The 17,853-nt window shown below is 71.4% G+C and carries 14 protein-coding genes; 8 read left to right on the top strand and 6 right to left on the bottom strand.

Annotated features, from left to right (window positions below):
- Nucleotides 1–409 precede the first annotated feature (409 nt).
- The 6 genes from ABDW61_RS21635 to tolA all read left to right on the top strand — a co-directional run bounded on the left by ABDW61_RS21635 (nt 410) and on the right by tolA (nt 9,145).
- Nucleotides 410–5,233, top strand: coding sequence for a hypothetical protein (locus tag ABDW61_RS21635; RefSeq protein WP_343641662.1), 4,824 nt, complete (start codon nt 410–412; stop codon nt 5,231–5,233).
- Nucleotides 5,234–5,289: 56 nt separating this feature from the next.
- The gene (locus tag ABDW61_RS21630) at nt 5,290–6,486 is read left to right on the top strand and encodes a pyridoxal phosphate-dependent aminotransferase (RefSeq protein WP_343641661.1); all 1,197 of its coding nucleotides are present in this window, start codon (nt 5,290–5,292) and stop codon (nt 6,484–6,486) included.
- A 13-nt stretch (nt 6,487–6,499) separates the two neighbouring features.
- On the top strand, nt 6,500–6,931 hold the full coding sequence (gene ybgC, locus ABDW61_RS21625) for a tol-pal system-associated acyl-CoA thioesterase (RefSeq protein ID WP_343641659.1): 432 nt from the start codon (nt 6,500–6,502) through the stop codon (nt 6,929–6,931).
- Nucleotides 6,932–7,032: 101 nt separating this feature from the next.
- The gene (tolQ, locus tag ABDW61_RS21620; protein WP_343641657.1) at nt 7,033–7,725 is read left to right on the top strand and encodes a protein TolQ; all 693 of its coding nucleotides are present in this window, start codon (nt 7,033–7,035) and stop codon (nt 7,723–7,725) included.
- A 27-nt stretch (nt 7,726–7,752) separates the two neighbouring features.
- Nucleotides 7,753–8,193, top strand: coding sequence for an ExbD/TolR family protein (locus ABDW61_RS21615; protein ID WP_343641655.1), 441 nt, complete (start codon nt 7,753–7,755; stop codon nt 8,191–8,193).
- 22 nt (nt 8,194–8,215) lie between these two features.
- Nucleotides 8,216–9,145, top strand: a complete 930-nt coding sequence (gene tolA / locus ABDW61_RS21610; RefSeq protein ID WP_343641653.1) for a cell envelope integrity protein TolA — start codon at nt 8,216–8,218, stop codon at nt 9,143–9,145.
- A gap of 52 nt (nt 9,146–9,197) precedes the next feature.
- Here the strand turns inward: tolA and ABDW61_RS21605 are convergent, their stop codons facing one another.
- From ABDW61_RS21605 to ABDW61_RS21590, 4 genes are all read right to left on the bottom strand, one after another.
- A complete protein-coding gene (locus tag ABDW61_RS21605) occupies nt 9,198–10,001 on the bottom strand; it encodes a hypothetical protein (protein ID WP_343641652.1) in 804 nt (267 codons plus the stop codon).
- Nucleotides 9,988–10,944, bottom strand: a complete 957-nt coding sequence (locus tag ABDW61_RS21600; protein WP_343641650.1) for a DUF692 domain-containing protein — start codon at nt 10,942–10,944, stop codon at nt 9,988–9,990. Before ABDW61_RS21600 ends, ABDW61_RS21605 begins: the two co-directional genes overlap by 14 nt.
- Nucleotides 10,941–11,231, bottom strand: coding sequence for a DUF2282 domain-containing protein (locus tag ABDW61_RS21595; RefSeq protein WP_343641649.1), 291 nt, complete (start codon nt 11,229–11,231; stop codon nt 10,941–10,943). The genes ABDW61_RS21600 and ABDW61_RS21595 overlap by 4 nt, the downstream gene beginning before the upstream one ends.
- A 237-nt stretch (nt 11,232–11,468) precedes the next feature.
- The gene (locus tag ABDW61_RS21590) at nt 11,469–12,131 is read right to left on the bottom strand and encodes a LysE family translocator (RefSeq protein WP_343641648.1); all 663 of its coding nucleotides are present in this window, start codon (nt 12,129–12,131) and stop codon (nt 11,469–11,471) included.
- A 155-nt stretch (nt 12,132–12,286) separates the two neighbouring features.
- Here ABDW61_RS21590 and ABDW61_RS21585 point away from each other — a divergent pair, with 155 nt between their 5' ends.
- Nucleotides 12,287–13,249 carry a YafY family protein gene (locus tag ABDW61_RS21585; RefSeq protein WP_343641646.1) on the top strand — a complete coding sequence of 321 codons (963 nt, stop codon included), beginning with the start codon at nt 12,287–12,289 and terminating at the stop codon, nt 13,247–13,249.
- A gap of 9 nt (nt 13,250–13,258) precedes the next feature.
- Here the strand turns inward: ABDW61_RS21585 and pcp are convergent, their stop codons facing one another.
- A complete protein-coding gene (gene pcp, locus ABDW61_RS21580; protein ID WP_343641644.1) occupies nt 13,259–13,897 on the bottom strand; it encodes a pyroglutamyl-peptidase I in 639 nt (212 codons plus the stop codon).
- Nucleotides 13,898–14,017: 120 nt separating this feature from the next.
- Between pcp and ABDW61_RS21575 the strand changes: the two genes are divergently transcribed.
- Nucleotides 14,018–16,549 (top strand): ATPase, T2SS/T4P/T4SS family, encoded by a 2,532-nt coding sequence (locus ABDW61_RS21575; RefSeq protein ID WP_343641642.1) that lies wholly within the window; start codon nt 14,018–14,020, stop codon nt 16,547–16,549.
- Here the strand turns inward: ABDW61_RS21575 and ABDW61_RS21570 are convergent.
- Nucleotides 16,527–17,849 (bottom strand): 3-deoxy-D-manno-octulosonic acid transferase, encoded by a 1,323-nt coding sequence (locus ABDW61_RS21570; RefSeq protein WP_343641640.1) that lies wholly within the window; start codon nt 17,847–17,849, stop codon nt 16,527–16,529. The genes ABDW61_RS21575 and ABDW61_RS21570 overlap by 23 nt on opposite strands.
- Nucleotides 17,850–17,853: the final 4 nt, after the last annotated feature.

The following is a 17,853-nucleotide window of genomic DNA, read 5'->3' as shown; positions in this document are numbered from 1 at the left end:
CCATGACCGCGTGCATGCGCAAGCTGCTGATCATCCTCAACGCCATCCTCAAGTCCGGTCAACCATGGAGGCAAATCGAGAGCGCTTGACACGGTTGCTCTCCCGCAAGCGGGCGAGGGAGTAAGACGAGCCGGACGGCGCAGTAAACCCCCTCGCCCCAGCGGGGAGAGGGAGGGGAGAGGGGCTCGTGCCACAGCGCTGCTGCCCTTCGAAGCACCCCCTCTCCCCTGCCCTCTCCCCCCTCACGGGGGGCGAGGGAGTTCTTGCGCAAGCAGCGCCGCTGCCCGGCCGAAGCGCCCCACTTCGCCTCCCCGCTCGGCGCTGCGCGTCCCGCGCGGGCATCACATGGCGCCGCCCTAGGCTGCGATTCAGCGCGTGAATCCTCGCGCATCGCATCCTGGAGCGCCCCATGGTCACGCTGACGCCCGTCGGTCCGACATCCTCTTCTTCGTCCGCGGTCGAACTGCCGCCCCCGCCGGGCTCGCCCACCGGAAGCGCGCCCCGTCCCTCCTCCGCCGGCTCGATGCCCACCGGCTCCGGCGGCCAGGCGCTGGAGCCGAACCCGCGGGCCTTCTCGCAGCCATCACAGCCATCGCAACCGCTCCCCCGCGCCGACGTGACCACGCTGGCGCAGTTGCTGACGCAGAACACCCCCGCCCCGGCCCCGTTGCCCGGCGCGTCTTCCACAGCCGCCGTGGTCCAGGCCGGTCCCGTCCAGCGCGCCAATCCGGTCGCCGCTGTCGAGCAGGTCTTCGCCGCGGCGCCGGCCGATCCGGCGCGGCTGGCCCGGCTCAAGACCGATTACGGCGCCACCCGCGAGGACATGGCGCGCTTCACCGCCCGCTTCGAAGCCGCGCTGGTGCCGTCCGCCTCCGCGGGCGCGCACCTGGAAGACCTCAACGACCACAGCCACGTGCTGAAGCTGGCCGGCCACGGCCCGCACGGCATGACGGTGGCCGAGCGCCTGCCCGTCATCAGCCAGACACTGCCGGGAGAGGCCGAGCCCCGCTTCTTCGTGAAGGGCTACGGGGACCGGCTGATCAAGCTCGCCGATCTGGAGGCGCTCGAAGGAACTGGCGTGCTCGCCGGCCGGCCGCCACGCGGCGGCGCCGCGCCCGACCTGGAAGCCGGCCCGCCTCCTTCGGGCCGGCCATCGCTCGCCCGCGGCGACATGGAGACTTCGCTGCGCTCCTCGATCAAGCGGCTGTCGCTCGAATCGGAACTGCACGCGCGCCGCTCCCATGCCGAGTCCGACGACCCGATCATGCAGATGCCGCCGAACCCGAGCGCCATGCCCAAGGAAGCGCAGTGGTGGTCCAGTCCCGAGACGGCGACGCTGCCGGGCTTCGGACCGACGCTGGCCAATGGCCTGACCGCCCTCACGCCGCATTTCTACAAATCGGAGCGCCTGTTCCTCATCACGGCGATGGAGGGCTACGAGGAGTTCCAGGGCCGCCCCACCCCGCCGTCCGACCGGCCACCCGCGCTGCGCGCGCAGACCGCCGGCGACCTGGAGCATCCGCCCTCGGCGGTGAACGTGGGTGGACCGGTGCTGGCCAAGATCCGCGGCATCAAGCAATGGGAGGTCGTCGGCCCGGCCGCCCTCACCGGCGTGAAATCCGCCAAGGGCGCGCGCGCCTTCGAGGCGCTGATGGACACGCTGCGCGAGCAGCTCGGCCAGGCCCGCGCGGAGGGAGCCGGCGGCAAGCCCGTCGTCATCCGCTTCACCACCGACGACCAGGCCGTGCATGAGCTGACGGCCGGCACCCAGGGCGCCCGCCTGCGGCTGGTCAACCCGACACCCAGCGCCGGCCACGGCGATAGCGCCGGGATGATGCAGGCCGGCCATGGCGCCGCGGCCGACGTCGACCTGTACTCCTACGAAGGCCAGTACAACGGCCTGCGCGCCAGCAAGTCCGGCACGCCCGAGCCGGCGCTGGTGCTCTCCACCGGCGAGGCGCTGCCCGCTGGTCCGCTGATCAAGCACGCCTCCACCGTGCCCAGCCAGATCGGCCGTGTCGCCCGCACGGTGCTGCGGGCCGCGACTTCCCAGCCCTTCGCCGGCGTCGGCAGCGAGCGCACCCTGGACTGGGCGACCCAGACCGCCGTCAAGGTCGCCGTCAAGACCGGCGTCGTGTACGGCTTCAACATGCTGGGCCGCATCGCCACCACCAGCATGGGCTTCAGCGGCCTGAGCAGCCAGGGCGGCGGCAACATCGGTTTCGACGGCCTGGCCAAGGCCGTGGCCGCCATGGTCACCGCGCAGGAGGCCACCACCTTCGCGATGACGCAGTTCGGCAAGATGATGCCGGCGCACATCCAGTGGCCGGAGAGCGGGCTGGGCAAGTTCGCCGTCCGCGCCCTGCTGCCAAGCGCCGAGGAGATGCTGCGGCTGTGCCTCAACATGGAGCTGCAGAAGAGCTTCGGACTGCACCGCGGCAACGCGGCCGACGTGGTGTCGCTGGCGTCCGCCTCGATCGCCAAGGGCGGCATCGAATGGATGAAGTCGCGCGCCGGCGATCCCGCGCATCACGCGGGCGCCCATCTGGCGCTGACGCTGCTCTACAACACGGTCTACAACGTGGCGCGCGGCGTCTCCAATGCCTTCAGACTGGAGGGCGGCCATGGCACGCCGTCGGCGAGCACCGTCGGCGCGACCCTGACCGCGCGCGCCATCGGCCGGCTGGACACGATGTACGAGCCGATGCTGACCACGCTGCTCAACAGCGCCGGCGTCGCGGGCGAGAACGCCAGCGCCTACGACCACCAGATGAGCCGCGAGACCCGGGGCATGGACAACCCGATCTCGATCATCGACCGGGCCATCACCGATGTCTCCAACGCCGCCGCCGGCCTGGCGGGACGCAAGCTGGAGGAGAACCAGACGGCGCTCATGATGCTGCTGAGCGTGCGCGAGGGCATGGAGGGCGTGCGGCAATACCTGAGCCGCTTCCCGCTCGAGCGCGACGCCGGCCGCTTCACCGAGATCGGCTCGGAGCTGGCGGCGGTCAACGCGTCGATCCGGCATGCCTCGCAGCCGCTGGATCCTGCGCGCGAACGGGACATGGACCACCGCCTGCAGGAGAAGCTGGAAGCGCTCATCGATGCCTCCGGCGCGGGCGCCGCGTCGCAGGCGAGGCCCGACGGGCCCGCGCCGCTGCGCTACGACGTCGAGCTGCTGGATCCCAAGGACCGCGAGACCTTCGAGCGCCAGAGCCGCGCCGCCCGCGAGCAGTGGTCCTCGCGCGGCAGCCGGCCGCAGACCAGCCAGCATCACGAGGTCGTCAACGACTACAGCAACCGCGGCCGGCCGGTCGACGCGCGTCCGGGCCTGCTGCTGGACTCGGCCGAGATTCCGCGCAACGTCACCACCTGGACGAGGCGCGGCCAGGCGGCGGCCTGGCCCACCACCCAGCTGATGGCCGGCGCGCCCGGCATCCACACGCCGCGCGAGGACGCGGGCCTGCCGCCGGTGTCCGAGCTGCTGCGCAAGCGCGCGACGAACTCGGCCTTCCTCTACACGGTCGAGTCCGGCATGTTCCACCTGCCGCTGCGCTTCGACTATGTCGGCCAGCTGCAGTACCAGCCGATCCGGCCCGGCAGCCGCATCAGCGTGCCGCACATGGTGCTGACCACCTCGGGCCGCAAGCCCGATGGCGGCGAGGGCCTGGTCGATCCGAGCGCCATCCTGGACGTCAACCTCGCGGCCCGTTACGCGCCCAAGTTCCCGGCCAACCTGGACCGCGCCGCGGTCACCGAAGCGGCCTACATCGCGCCCGGCGGCCAGACGCGCTTCGGGCAGCCGGTGGAGGCCGGGCAGGCGCCCAGCAAGACCGTCACCGAGGGCGAGGTGGTGGCGCTCACCGAGATGTATTCGGCCACCACCTCCAGCCGCATGGCGGCCTACTTCGGCGCCGGCATCAATGCCGGGGCGACGCGCGACCGCAGCCTGCGCATCCACGCCAAGCTGCTCAGCGGCGTCAACTTCGCCAAGGTGAGCGACCTGGCCCAGGGCGAGGTGGTGGCCGTGCCCGGCGTGCTGATGCGGGTGCGCAAGATCGACGCCGACGCGGGCAAGGGTCCGGGCGTGGACGCGCCGGGGAAGAACGTGCAGGACCTGGGCCAGGTGGTCTATTTCGAGCAGGTCAACACCTACGCGCTGGAGCAGCGCTTCCATGAGAAGAAGGCGCAGCCGTCGGTGGACCTGCGCGAAGGCGAGGAGGCGATGGAGCCCCGCTCGGGCCATCTGCTCAAGGCCACCCGCCAGCCGGCATCGGACGCCTGGGTGTTCGACCTCGGCGAGGACCGCTTCCGCCGCCTGGACCCCGTGAAGGATGCCGGTCAGCAGGTGCTGGAATGGTCCAACAACAAGAGCTACTTCCTCGGCCGTGGCCTGGAGGACATGGCCCGCGCCGGCGACCAGGGCCCGCCCGAGCGCGCGCGCTGGCTCCATCCCTACAGCGGCGACCAGTCGATGCGGGCCATCAAGGAGGCGACGCATGCGCTGATCCTGGGCAAGGACCCGCTGGTGACCGAGGGGCTGCTGGACCTGGCGACGGAGAACGTCCACCACGCCCACTTCCGCGAGGCCGGCGGCTATGCCGCCACCGACGCGGCCCGCGAGGCCGCCGCGCAGCGCCAGGCCGTGCGGGAGCAGGCGCAGGCGGTGGCCGACGGCATCGGCGCGAAGTCGCTGTCCAGTCCGCTGTCGCCGCAGGACGCCGAGTCCTTCAGCTGGCTGATGACCAGCCTGCTGCGCAAGCGGATCGAGCTGGTGGTGCTCGACGCGTCCGGCCAGGCCGAGCGCAAGCCCTTCGACATGACCTACGACAAGATCGACCTGAAGCGGGAGGCCGAGCTCAGCGACCTGTCGGACAAGCGTCACGAGCCGGCGCACGTGATCGTCGTGTCGCCCGACGGCGTGTTCACGCCGCAGGTGCGCGGCGGGCGCCGCGAGATGGCCAGGATGGACGAGGCCGGCGACGGGCCGACACTGGGCGGCCTGGTGCATGCGCTGGTGCGGCAGGCCTATCCCGAGGCCGGCCGCTACACCGAGGACGCCGCGGGCGCGCTGCGGCCGGACAAGGCGGCGCAGCGCGGGGCCCAGGACATCCTGGACACGATGAAGGACGCGGTCCGCGCCGATTACCAGCCGCTGCAGGCGGCGCTGGTGAAGCAGTTCGGCGCGCCGGAAACCGTGCGACGCGCGGAGGACGCGGCGCGCCCGGCCTGATCCAGTGGCGGGCGCGGACACCCTAAGATGGGCGCCGCCACTGAATCCTCCACGCCATGAGACTTGCCAGCCGCATCGGGAACATCGAACCGTTCTATGTCATGGAATGCGCCAAGCGGGCCGACGAGATCGCCCGCTCGGCGGTCTGCGATCCGGCCCAGGGCGGCCGGCACATGATCTACCTGAACATCGGCGAGCCGGACTTCGGTGCCAGCGAGGCCGTGCGCGAGGCCGCCACGCGCTTCACCGCCGCCGGCCGCATTCCCTACACCCATGCCAACGGCCTGCGCGCGCTGCGCCAGCGCGTGTCGGACTGGTACCGCAACACGCAGCGGCTGGACATCGATCCGGACCGCATCGTCATCACCGCCGGCGCCTCCGCGGCGCTGCAGCTGGCCTGCCTGGCGCTGTTCCAGGCCGGCAACGAGGTGCTGATGCCGGATCCCAGCTATCCGTGCAACCGCCACTTCGTCGCCGCCGTCGACGCCACGCCGGTGCTGATCCCGTCGACCGCGGCCGAACGCTTCCAACTCAGCCTCGAGCGGCTGAGCCAGCGCTGGACCGAACGCAGCCGCGGCGTGCTGCTCGCCTCGCCGAGCAACCCGACCGGCACCTCGATCGCGCCCGACGAGCTCGCCCGCATCCACGCCTTCGTGCGCGAGCGCGGCGGCGTCACCCTCGTCGACGAGATCTACCAGCCGCTCAGCTACGACGACCGCTATGCGCGCAGCGCGCTGGCGCTCGGCGAGGACGTGGTGTCGATCAACAGCTTCTCGAAGTACTTCGGCATGACCGGCTGGCGGCTCGGCTGGCTGGTGCTGCCCCAGGCGCTGATCACGCCGGTCGAGAAGCTGGCGCAGAACCTCTACATCTGCCCGTCGACGATCGCGCAGCAGGCCGCGCTGGCCTGCTTCGAGCCCGAGTCGCTGACCGAGTACGAACGCCGCCGCGAGGAGCTGCGCCGCCGCCGCGACCTGGTCGTTCCGGCGCTCCAGGCCATGGGCCTGCCGGTGCCGGTCGTGCCCGACGGCGCGTTCTACGCCTGGGCGGACGCCTCCGGCACCGGCCTGGGCAGCTGGGACCTGTGCATGGACCTGATGCAGCACGCGCAGGTCGCGCTGACGCCGGGCCGCGATTTCGGCCCCGCCTTCGGCGAGCGCTTCCTGCGCCTGTCCTTCGCCAGCGGCATGGACGACCTGCGCGACGCGCTCGCGCGCATCCAGGCCCGCCTCGACCAACTCAAGCACCGCTGAGCGCCCGCGCCGCATGACCGTCCCCGCTTATCAGCATGAGCTGCGCGTGTACTGGGAAGACACCGACGCCGGTGGCGTCGTCTTCTACGCCAACTACCTGAAATTCATGGAGCGCGCCCGCACCGAATGGCTGCGCGCGCTCGGCTTCGAACAGGAAACGATGCGCCGCGACGAGGGCCTGATGTTCGTCGTCAGCGACACCGCGCTGCGCTACCTGGCGCCAGCGCGGCTGGACGACTGGCTGCGCGTCAGCGTCGAACCGGTCGAGGTCGGGCGCGCCAGCCTGACGATCGACCAGCAGGTCTTCCGCGGCGAGCAGTTGCTGACGCAGGGCCGCATCCGCATCGGCTGCGTCGACGCGCTCAGCCTGAAGCCCTCGCGCATCCCGGCACGCATCCTGCAAGCGCTGCAGCCGGCCGCCGCGCTGCCCCTCCCGCGGGGCTGACACGCTTCTTTGCATGTTGGCTGGCCCGCCGTTTGCCGACGAGGGCGCCAGTCTTGTCACAATTCGGCCTTCGCGCCCCTTGACGACCGCTGCCTGACCTCATGAACCAAGACCTTTCCATCATTTCCCTGATCGCCCATGCCAGCCTCACGGTGCAGTTGGTGATCGCCGCGCTGCTGCTGGTGTCGCTGGCGAGCTGGAGCGTGATCTTCAGCAAGTTCATCGCGCTGGGCCGGGTCAAGGCGCGCAACGAGGGCTTCGAGCAGGAATTCTGGTCCGGCAAGAACCTCAACGACCTCTACAACAACGTCTCCAACCGCCAGGACGGCGCCCCGCTGGAGCGCATCTTCGCCTCCGGCATGCGCGAGTTCCTGAAGCTGCGCGAGAAGCGCGTGGTCGATTCCGGCGCGCTGCTGGACGGCGCCCGCCGCGCCATGCGCGCCAGCTTCCAGCGCGAACTCGACGCGATGGAGTCGCACCTGTCCTTCCTGGCATCGGTGGGCTCGGTGTCGCCGTACGTGGGCCTGTTCGGCACGATCTGGGGGATCATGCATGCCTTCGTCGGCCTGTCCAACCTGACCCAGGTGACACTGGCCACCGTCGCCCCCGGCATCGCCGAGGCGCTGGTCGCCACCGCGATCGGCCTGTTCGCCGCCATCCCGGCCGTGCTCGCCTACAACCGCTTCGCGCGCCAGATCGACCGCAACGCCATCACGCTGGAGAGCTTCATCGAGGAGTTCTCCAACATCCTGCAGCGCAACGCCGGCCAGCCCGCCCCCGCCGCGCAGCGCTGAGCGTCCCGCGATCCACCGGAGCCCGACATGCCCGCGATGTCCTCCCGCGGCGGTTCGCGCCGCCGCACGATGAACGAGATCAACATGGTCCCCTTCATCGACGTCATGCTGGTGCTGCTGATCATCTTCATGGTCAGCGCGCCCCTCATCACCACCGGCGTCGTCGACCTGCCCAGCGTCGGCACCGCCAAGGCCCAGCCGCAGCACGTGATCCAGGTGATCGTGGGCACCGACGAGCAGCTCAAGATCAAGCTCGACGGCGACCAGGATCCCTCCCCCGTGCCGCTCAAGGCGCTGGCCGCCCGCGTCAAGGACGCGCAGAAGGGCGACGCGGCGACACCGGTCGTCATCTCCGCCGACCGCAACGTCAAGTACGAGGCGGTCGTCAAGACGATGGACGTGCTGCAGCGCGCGGGCATCCAGCGCGTCGGGCTGTCCGTGAAGAACGGCGCCCCGGCCGATCGCTGAGCGCCGGGAGCGAGCCCCTCCGATGAGCAACGCCGCGAATCCCGCCATGGGCCTGGCCTCCCGCTTCCACCCCGACCGCGACCCGCTGCGGCCGCCGCCCGCGCCCGGCCTGGGCCGCGGCTTCAGCCTGGCGGTCGTCGCGCACGTGCTGCTGGTGGTGGCGCTGAGCTTCGGCGTGAGCTGGCGCTCGACGCCGGTGCCGGCGCTGGAAGCCGAACTCTGGTCCGCCGTGCCCCAGGCCGCCGCGCCCAAGGAGCAGTTGCCGGCCCAGCCTCAGCCGGAGCCCCCGAAACCCCAGCCCGAGCCCCCCAAACCCCAGCAGCCCACGCCGCAGGAGGTCCAGGCCCAGCGCGACGCCGACATCGCGATCGCCAAGGCCAAGGAGCGCAAGCAGAAGGAAGAGCAGGAGCAGCGCGAGGCCGACGAGAAGCGCAAGCAGGAACAGCTGCGCAAGAAGGAAGAGGCCGAGCAGAAGGAACGCGACCGCAAGGCCAAGGAAGAACAGGCCAGGAAGGACGACGCCAAGGAGAAGGCGGACAAGGCCAAGGCCGAGAAGGCCCGCAAGGAGTCCGAGGCCCGCGCCGAAGCGCAGCGCCAGGAGAACCTGCGGCGCATCCAGGGCATGGCCGGGGCCAGCGGCGGTCCGACCTCGACGGGTTCGGCGCTCAAGAGCTCGGGACCCTCGGCCAACTACGCGGGCCGGATCAAGGCGCGCGTGCGGCCCAACATCATCTACAGCGATCCGGGCGGTCCGTCGAATCCGGAAGCCGAGGTCGAGGTGCGCGCCGCGCCGGACGGCACGATCATCGCGCGCCGGGTCGTCAAGTCCAGCGGCCTGCCCGACTTCGACAACGCCGTGCTGCGGGCGCTGGACAAGACCGAGAAGTTCCCGCCCGACACCGACGGCCGGGTGCCGCAGGTGATGATCATCACCTTCCGGCCCAGAGAGTGAGGCGCCGCCGCGGCGGGCGCCCGCGGCCTTGTCCGGAGGGTTCCGGCGGGCTCTAGAGGGTCTCGACCCGCGCCAGCCAGCCGCGCGCCACGGCCGCCGGCAGCCAGGCGCTGAAGTCGAACGCCGGGCCGGCGTCCTGCAGCGCGCGCTCCAGGTCGGCCCCCTCGCGCAGCGCCTCGCACCAGCCCAGCACCGACGCGTCCAGCGCCGCCCATTGACCGCGCCAGCCGTCGCGCCAGACGATCACGGCTTCGCGCGGACCGGTGCCGAAGCATTCGGGCGGCAGGTCCAGGAGTTCGCGCATCGCGGCGTCGTCGCCGCGGTGCAGGTCGACATGGTCCGCCAGCACCAGCCGCACCGCCGCGGCCGGCAGCCGGCCCAGCAGCGCGAGGGAGCCCAGGTCCTGCACCGGATCGGCGATCCGCTCCACGCGATGCAGCGCCCATTCGAGGCGCGCCAGCGCCGTCCAGGCCGGCGGCAGGCCATCGGCTTGCGCTTCGGCGAGCTGGCCGATCAAGGCCTGCCCCCAGTCGCCGAGATCGCCCTGGACCGGCGCATGATGCCGCCAGCAGGACCAGGCGATCGCCGCGAAGCTGCCGGGCGCGCCGGCCTCCATGCGCTCGCGCAGCCGGGGGTAGATCGAGCGGAGCGCGCGTTGCGACAGCGCGCGGGCATGACCGCGATACGTCCCCAGCGCCTGAGGCAGCGCGCCCCGGATGCCGGGCAAGGCCTTCAGGCCTTCCGGTGCCCATTGCGAAGGGGGCTGCCCCGGCGGCGCGAGCAGCGCGTCCACCACGCCAGCCTGCAGCGCCAGGAGCGCCTGGCGCGCATCGTCATCGCATTCAAGGCGCCGCATGACCGGCCTCCTGCGTCTGCCGCCGGCGCGACGGCGATCGTGGCGCCGGCCGGGCGGGCGGCGGCGCGATCAGCTCGCGCTCGAAGGCGCCCTGCTCGCGCCGCGCGCGAGCGGCTTCCTCGCCCAGCGTGGCCAGTTGCGGCGGCTCCGCGTCCCACTCGATCAGCGTGGGGCGGGCCCCGATGCGCCCGAGCGCATGACGGTAGATCGACCAGGTCGCCTCGGCGACGCGGCCGCCGTGGTGGTCCAGGACCATGCCTTCCACCTGCGCATGCCCGGCCAGGTGGTATTGCCCGACCGCGCCGGCGTCGATGTCGTCCAGCCAGGCGGCGCAGTCGCGCACCGCCGCGTCGTCGTCCAGCCCGCGGTTGAGCGCATTCACGTGCAGGTTGTTGAGATCGAGCAGCAGACCGCAGCCGGTCGCGGCGGCCAGCCGGTTGAAGAACTCGGGCTCGCGGATCGTGTCTTCCTCCCAAGCGACATAGGCGCTGAGGTTCTCGATCAGGATCTGCCGGCCCAGCGCCTGCTGCGCCGTGTCCACCTGCGTGGCCAGCAGCGCCAGGCCTCGCTCGCTGAACGGCACGGGCAGCAGCTCATGCGCATGCGCCATGCCAGCGGCGCGCTGCACGCGGCTGAATCCGGCATGTTCGGACACCAGGCCGGGGCGGACCTCATCGACCAGCGCGCGAACCCGCTTCAGGTGGCCCAGGTCGACGCCGGCGGCGGATCCCAGGCTCATGCCCACGCCATGCAGGCTGAGCGGGAACTTGAGCGCGGCGTCCCGCAGCAGTTGCCGCGTGGCGCCGCCGGGCGCGAGGAAGTTCTCGGTGTGGACTTCCAGGAAATCGATCCCCGGGGCGCCGGTGGCCATCACCTCCCGGTAATGGGGCTGGCGCCAGCCGACGCCCACCGCCACCGGCCACAAGGTGGCGCCGGCCCTCATCGAGGCGCCTTGGCGGCCTTGGCGGCGCGCGCCTCCTCCGCGGTCTTCCCGCCCGCCGCATGACAGGTGCCCTGCGGAACGTACTTCCATTCCTCGGGATCGTGGTCGAAGCGCGCCGCGCCGGCGCAGCCATGCAGGCCTGACAGATCGGCACAGTCGTTCTGACCTGCCTTGGCGATGCCGTAGCACTTTTCCTTGGCCTTGCCATCGGCGGCATGGGCGGTGGCGGCAGTGCCCGCCGACAGGGCGGCCGTCAGCGCGGCCAGGACGATGGGACGAGTGGACATGAGCAACTCCGATGCGCGGGGCCTCGCCCGCAAGGGGAAAGAAAGGGCGCCCGGCGACCGGTCCCGCGACCGTGTCCGCCCAGCGCCGGCCCTCAGTTGGGTCACCTGCCTCACTCGCGCGCTGGGAGCCGCCCCATCATTGACATCGGTCAAGGCGTACGCGACGCGACCGAGAACCACCGAACGCCTTGGACATGCCATCGCTGCCTCGCCCGCGGCCGCCCCTCCCGCCCTCTTTCATCCCAGCGGCGACGCCGACTGCGCCCAGGCCTGCCAGGCGGTGTAGAGCGCCGTCGCCCACAGCAGCAGCCCGACCCCGCGCAGCAGCAGCCGCTGCCGGCGCAGGGCAGCGGCGTCCGTGCCCTGGAGGCGGCGCCGCCCGCCAGCGGCCAGCCAGGCGAGTCCGCCATAGACGCCGATCTGCGTGCCCGCCGTGACCAGTCCGATCAGGCCGAGCTGAAGCGCGAGGCCGCCGCGTTCCGGATGGACGAACTGCGGCAGCACCGCGAGGCTGAAGAGATAAGCCTTCGGATTGAGCAGGTTGGTCAGCATCGCGCCAAAGAGCGCGGAGCGCGCCCGTGAGCCGCCGGTGGAGTGCTGCTGCGGGCTGGCGCAAGGCTGGACCCGCATCAGTCCCCAGCCGAGCCAGGCCAGGTAGGCCGCGCCCGCCATGAGCATGGCGGTGAACGCGCCAGGCAAGGCCTTGAGCAGCAGCGCCAGTCCCATCGCTCCCATCGTGAGGTGGCAGAACGCGCCCGCGACGATGCCGGCGAGCGCCGCCAGTCCCGCGCGCATCCCGCCGGTCAGGCTGTGGCCGACCACGAAGGCCATGTCCATGCCGGGAATCAGCACGATGCCCAGCACCAGGGCGAAGTAGAGGGTCAGATCGGCGGGCGTCATTCGGGGGTCTCCTGGTTCGGCGCGGCGTTGGCGCCGGAGTTGCGTGTGAAGCGAAATGAAAAGCGCGGCGTGTGGCGCGCAATGGCTCGCAGCGTAGGACCGATATAGGACGGATTCCGCCCTATATCGAACGCGGCCGCCGTAGACTCGCCCGCATGTCGCTTCCAGCCTCCCGGATCCTGGCCTTGCTCGAACTGCTGCAGTCGCGCGGCCAGCTCGATGGCGCCGCGATCGCGGCCGAGCTGCAGGTCGAGCGCCGCACCGTGCGGCGCTACATCGCGGCGCTGGAGGCGCTGGGCATTCCGGTCGACCGCGAGCGCGGCCGCTTCGGCGGCTACCGCCTGGCGGCCGGCTTCCGGCTGCCGCCGCTGATGTTCAGCGAGGACGAGGCGCTCGCCCTCGGGCTGGGGCTGCTCGCCGCGCGGCAACTGGGGCTGGCCGACACCGCGCCGGCCGTCGCCAGCGCCCAGGCCAAGCTCGAACGCGTGCTGCCGGCGGCGCTCAAGCAGCGTCAGCGCGGCATCGCCGAGCGCGTCGCCCTCGATCTGCAGCCGGCCGTGCCGGCGAATCCGGCGGCGCTGTCGACGCTGGGCGCCGCGGCCCTGGCGCAGCAGCGCGTGGCGATGCGCTACCGGGACATGCAAGGCCGGCTCAGCGAGCGGCCGTTCGATCCCTACGGACTGGGATACCGCGGCGGACGCTGGTATGCGGTGGGCCATTGCGGGCTGCGGCGCGCGCTGCGCTCGTTCCGGCTGGACCGGATCGAGTCGGTCGATCCGCTGCCGCAGAGCTTCGGCCGCCCGGAGGGCTTCGACGTGCTGGCGCACCTGAACGCCTCGCTCGTCGAGATGCCGCGCGCCTACTCGGTACGCGCGCTGGTGCGGGCGCCGCTGGAAGCGCTCACCCGGCAGCCGCTGGCGGCGATCAGCAGCCTGGAGCAGCAGGAGGACGGCGTGCTGCTGCGCTGCCAGGCCGATGAGCTGCCCTGGATGGCGCTGTCATTCGCCGCCCTGCCCTTCGCGTTCCGCATCCTCGAACCGGATGCGCTGGCGCAGGAGATCGCCGCGCACGCGAGGCAACTCCTGGCCCTCGCCGGTCAGGTCGAGCATTCCGCCTGAGCCGGCCGCTCAGTCGAGCTGCCCGCCGCCGATGCGGGCCTCCTCGGCCGTCACCGCCAGTTCGACGGCCACGCGCATCGCGGCGACCAGCGTTGGCAGCGGCAGGCTGGGCGCGCCGGGATGGCGTGCGGCCTGTTCCGGCAGATAGGGGATGTGCATGAAGCCGCTGCGCACGCCGCGTCCGTCCAGCCGATGCTGCAGGCCGTAGAACAGGTGATTGCAGACGAAGGTGCCCGCTGTCTGCGACACCGACGCCGGAAAACCCGCCTCCCGCAGCCCCGCGACGATCGCCTTGATCGGGAGCGTCGAGAAATAGGCGGCCGGCCCGTCCGGCACGACCGGCTCGTCGATGGGCTGGGCACCGGCGTTGTCCGGGATGCGCGCGTCGTCGACGTTGATCGCCACGCGCTCGAGCGACAGGTCGCAGCGCCCGCCCGCCTGCCCGATCGCCAGCACCACCGCGGGCTTCACCCGGGCCAGCGCCTCGTCCAATCGCGACAGCGCCTCGCCGAACACGCAAGGCAGTTGCACCGACACCACCCGCAGGCCGGCGATCACCTCGCCGTTGAGCGCCCGCGCCAGTTCCCAGGACGGATTGACGGATTCCCCGCCAAAGGGCTCGAAGCCGGTGAGCAGCACGTTCTTCATGGCGGCGAGTCTACGGCGGCAGGCACGCCACCTGCTTATTCGGGTAGTTGACCCATCTCAAACGGGTTACCCTCCCGGCTTGAAACTTTCAGAGACAGCCTTCCCCGCGGAGACCGCCAGATGACCGACCCGTCCGTGCCGCTGCAATGGTCCCTTGCCCAGCCGGGATCCGCCCCGGCTGAAGCGGCACCGCCGTTCGAGTGGCCCACGCCGCCGTTCGCCGCCTATCCCCGCCCTCGCCCGCAACGCGAGCCCCAGGCCTGCGAGATCCTCGGCCTGAACGGCAGCCGCACGGTCGGCAAGGTGATCCTGATGGTGCCGTCGGAGCGCCTGGCGCAGGTGGTGGTGCCGCCGGCGCGCAATGCGATGCCGCTGAAGTTCTCGCAGTTCAAGGCGCTCAAGCTGCTGCACGCCGTCGAGGTCCCGCCGCGCGACCCCGCCACCGCCAACGATCCGCTGTCGCTGGACCAGCGTCCGCGCAGCGAGTTCAAGCTGGTCTACCAGGGCGGCGAGGAGCAGAAGGGCACGACCATCGGCCATCACGAGACCGACCTGGGCCTGTTCCTGTTCCCGCCGGTCAGCGACACCAGCGACTGGGTGCGCTGCATGTTCGTGCCGCGCGAGGTGCTGGTGAGCTTCGAGGTCGGCGAGCGCATCGGCGACCTGCTGGTGCGCCAGCAGGTGGTGACGCAGGCGCAGGTCGACGACGCCGCCGATGAGCAGCGCGAGCTGCGTGACCGCCGTGTCGGCGACATCCTCGTGGCGCAGCACATCGTGTCGGCCGAGCAGCTGATGATCGCGATCGAGCAGCAGGCCAAGATGCCGATGGTGCGCATTGGCGAGGCGCTGCTGGCGCTGGAGCTGGTGACGCAGGCGCAGCTGGACGAGGCGCTGGCGCAGCAGAAGCAGGACCGTTCGGTGCCGCTGGGCGAGCTGCTGGTGCGCAAGGGCATCGTGACGCGGGCGCAGCTGCAGTCCGCGCTCGCGCGCAAGATGGGCTATCCGCTGGTGGACGCCGACAACTTCGCGATCGAGCCGGATGCGGTGCGCAAGCTGCCGTTCTCGGTGGCCAAGCGGCTGGAGGTGCTGCCGCTGGTGCTGCGCGACGGCCGTCTGATCGTGGCGATGGAGGACCCGACGCGGCGCGACTGCATCGACGAGGTCGAGTTCATCACCCAGCTCAAGGTCGTGCCGGCGCTGTCGCGGCTGGGCTCGCTGGCCTTCGCGATCCCGACCTCGTACGAGCGCTTCGGCGGGCAGCCGGCGCTGGCCACCGGGCTGCCGGCGCTGACGATGGATTTCGAGCTCGACAGCTCCGACAAGCTGATCGAGACGCTGGAGCGCGAGGGCCAGGAGCAGGTCGCGCGCGAGGCGGCGCGCGAGGAGGAGAAGGAACGCCAGATCGAGCAGAGCGACAACTCGCTGGTCCGGCTGATCAACACGATGATCATCGACGCGCACAACCAGAACGTGTCGGACATCCACATCGAGACCTATCCGGGCAAGGAGAAGGTCAAGATCCGCTTCCGCAAGGATGGCGTGCTGCAGCCCCATCTGGAGCTGCCGCACACCTATCGGAGCGCGATGATCGCGCGCATCAAGATCATGTGCGACCTCGACATCTCCGAGCGCCGCAAGCCGCAGGACGGCAAGATCAATTTCGCCAAGTTCTCGGAGCGCCACAAGATCGAGCTGCGCGTCGCGACCATCCCCACGAGCAACGGGCTGGAGGACGTGGTGATGCGGATCCTGGCCTCGGCCAAGCCGATCCCGATGGAGAAGCTGGGGTTCTCGGAGCGCAATCTGCGCGAGTTGAAGGCGGCCTCGGAGCGGCCGTACGGCATGGTGCTGTGCGTGGGGCCGACGGGCTCGGGCAAGACGACGACGCTGCACTCGGTGCTGGCCAACATCAACACGCCGGAGCGCAAGATCTGGACGGCCGAGGACCCGGTCGAAATCACGCAGGCGGGGCTGCGGCAGGTGCAGGTCAATCCGAAGATCGACTGGACCTTCGCGAAGGCGCTGCGCGCCTTCCTGCGGGCGGACCCGGACGTGATCATGGTGGGCGAGATCCGCGACGAGGAGACCGCCGAGATCGCGGTCGAAGCCTCGCTGACCGGTCACCTGGTGCTGTCGACGCTGCACACCAACAGCGCGCCGGAGACGGTGACGCGGCTGCTGGACATGGGCATGGACCCGTTCAACTTCGCGGACTCGCTGCTGGCGGTGCTGGCGCAGCGCCTGGTGCGGCGGATCTGCTCGTCATGCCGGACGGCGGAGCCCATGCCCGAGGCGACGCTCAACGAGCTGCTGGACGACTACCTGCACGTGTTCTCGGCCGAGAACCGGCCGTCGCGCGAGTCGGTGCTGGCCGAATGGAAAGGCGCCTATGGGCAGCCCAACCTGCTGCACTACCACTCGCCCGGCTGCGACAAGTGCGATCACACGGGGTTCAAGGGCCGCGCGGGGCTGCATGAGCTGCTGACCGTCTCGCGGCCGATCCGCCGACTCATCCAGACCGGCGGCCGGGCCGAGGAGCTGATGCATCTGGCGATGGCCGAGGGCATGCGCACGCTGCGCCAGGACGGCATCGCCAAGGTGCTGCAGGGCGTCACCACCCTCGGTGAGGTCAGGTCGACGAGTAACCAGTGAGCGCCAGGATGGCCGCCGCCATCCGCGCCGCCGCCCCGCGGTGCGCGGCCGCGAAGGCCGTCGCGGCGGCCGCCATCGACGCGCGCTCCTCGGGCTTCGTGAGCAGCCCCAGCGCTTCATCCAGCGCTTGCGGCAGCGTCTCGACGCGGCGCGCTGCGCCCGCCTGCAGCGAGAGCTCCGCCGCCTCGGCGAAGTTGAAGGTGTGCGGGCCCATGAACAGCGGCACGCCGCAGGCGGCCGTCTCGATCAGGTTCTGCCCGCCGAGCTTCTCGAAGCTGCCCCCTAGCAGCGCGACATCGGCCAGGCCGTAGTACAGCGCCATCTCGCGCATCGAGTCGCCCAGCCACACGTCCGCCACGCCCGCGCTCAAGGGCGGCGTCGCGATCGCGCTGGTGCCGAAGGCGCTGCGGCGCGCGAGCGTCAGCCCCGCGTCGCCGACCAGGGCCGCGATCTCGTCGAAGCGCTGCGGATGCCTGGGCACGATGAGCAGCAGCGGCGAGCCGGCCCGCGCCCTCGCCGCCGCCGCGTCCTTCCACGCGGCCAGCATCGCGGCCTCCTCGCCTTCGCGCGAGACCGCCAGCATCACCACCGGCCGGTTCAGCCCGGCGCGCCAGGCCCGGCCGCGCGTCAGTTGGGCCTCATCGGGCTGGAGATCGAACTTGAGGTTGCCGCAGACCCGCACGTCGGGCACGCCGGCCTGGCGCAGCCGCTCGGCATCGGCCTGCGTCTGCGCGAGCGCCAGCCGCAGCGTGCGCGCCGCCGGCGCGAGCAGCGCCTTGAAGCGCTCGCCGCGGCGCAGGCTGCGCGCGGACAGACGCGCGTTCGCCAGCACCATCGGCACCCCCGCCTTGCGCGCCTGATGCTGCACGTTGGGCCAGATCTCGGTCTCCATCAGCACCCCGACCGCCGGCCGCGTGCGCTTGAGGAAACGCCGCACCGCCCCCGGCGTGTCGACGGGCAGCCAGCGCTGCGTGTCGCCCTCGCGCAGCAGCGCGCGGCCGGCCTCGCGGCCGGTCGCGGTCGTGTGCGTGAGCAGCAGCCGCATGCCGGGACGGTCGTGGCGCAGGCGCTCGATGAGCGCCGCCGCCGCCCGCGTCTCGCCCAGCGAGACCGCATGCACCCAGATCGAGCCCGGCTCGATCGCCGCGCCGAAACCGAAGCGCTCCGCCGGGTGCGCCTGGTACAGCGGCTCCTGGCGTCCGCGCAGGAACAGCCGCAGCAGGTAGGCCGGCGTCGCCAGCCTCAGCACCGTGCTGAAGACGCCGCGCGCCAGGCGCTCCTTGAACGAGTCGGCGCTCAACGGA

The sequence above is a fragment of the Roseateles sp. genome (assembly GCF_039595595.1).
Lineage (GTDB): Bacteria > Pseudomonadota > Gammaproteobacteria > Burkholderiales > Burkholderiaceae_C > Roseateles.
This window is presented reverse-complemented; position numbering and strand designations above follow the sequence as displayed.

Bases quoted from the DNA above. Each gene is read 5' to 3' on its own strand.
- ABDW61_RS21635 (WP_343641662.1), top strand. From the start codon at position 410: ATGGTCACGCTGACGCCCGTCGGTCCGACATCCTCTTCTTCGTCCGCG.
- ABDW61_RS21630 (WP_343641661.1), top strand. From the start codon at position 5,290: ATGAGACTTGCCAGCCGCATCGGGAACATCGAACCGTTCTATGTCATG.
- ybgC (WP_343641659.1), top strand. From the start codon at position 6,500: ATGACCGTCCCCGCTTATCAGCATGAGCTGCGCGTGTACTGGGAAGAC.
- tolQ (WP_343641657.1), top strand. From the start codon at position 7,033: ATGAACCAAGACCTTTCCATCATTTCCCTGATCGCCCATGCCAGCCTC.
- ABDW61_RS21615 (WP_343641655.1), top strand. From the start codon at position 7,753: ATGCCCGCGATGTCCTCCCGCGGCGGTTCGCGCCGCCGCACGATGAAC.
- tolA (WP_343641653.1), top strand. From the start codon at position 8,216: ATGAGCAACGCCGCGAATCCCGCCATGGGCCTGGCCTCCCGCTTCCAC.
- ABDW61_RS21605 (WP_343641652.1), bottom strand. From the start codon at position 10,001: ATGCGGCGCCTTGAATGCGATGACGATGCGCGCCAGGCGCTCCTGGCG.
- ABDW61_RS21600 (WP_343641650.1), bottom strand. From the start codon at position 10,944: ATGAGGGCCGGCGCCACCTTGTGGCCGGTGGCGGTGGGCGTCGGCTGG.
- ABDW61_RS21595 (WP_343641649.1), bottom strand. From the start codon at position 11,231: ATGTCCACTCGTCCCATCGTCCTGGCCGCGCTGACGGCCGCCCTGTCG.
- ABDW61_RS21590 (WP_343641648.1), bottom strand. From the start codon at position 12,131: ATGACGCCCGCCGATCTGACCCTCTACTTCGCCCTGGTGCTGGGCATC.
- ABDW61_RS21585 (WP_343641646.1), top strand. From the start codon at position 12,287: ATGTCGCTTCCAGCCTCCCGGATCCTGGCCTTGCTCGAACTGCTGCAG.
- pcp (WP_343641644.1), bottom strand. From the start codon at position 13,897: ATGAAGAACGTGCTGCTCACCGGCTTCGAGCCCTTTGGCGGGGAATCC.
- ABDW61_RS21575 (WP_343641642.1), top strand. From the start codon at position 14,018: ATGACCGACCCGTCCGTGCCGCTGCAATGGTCCCTTGCCCAGCCGGGA.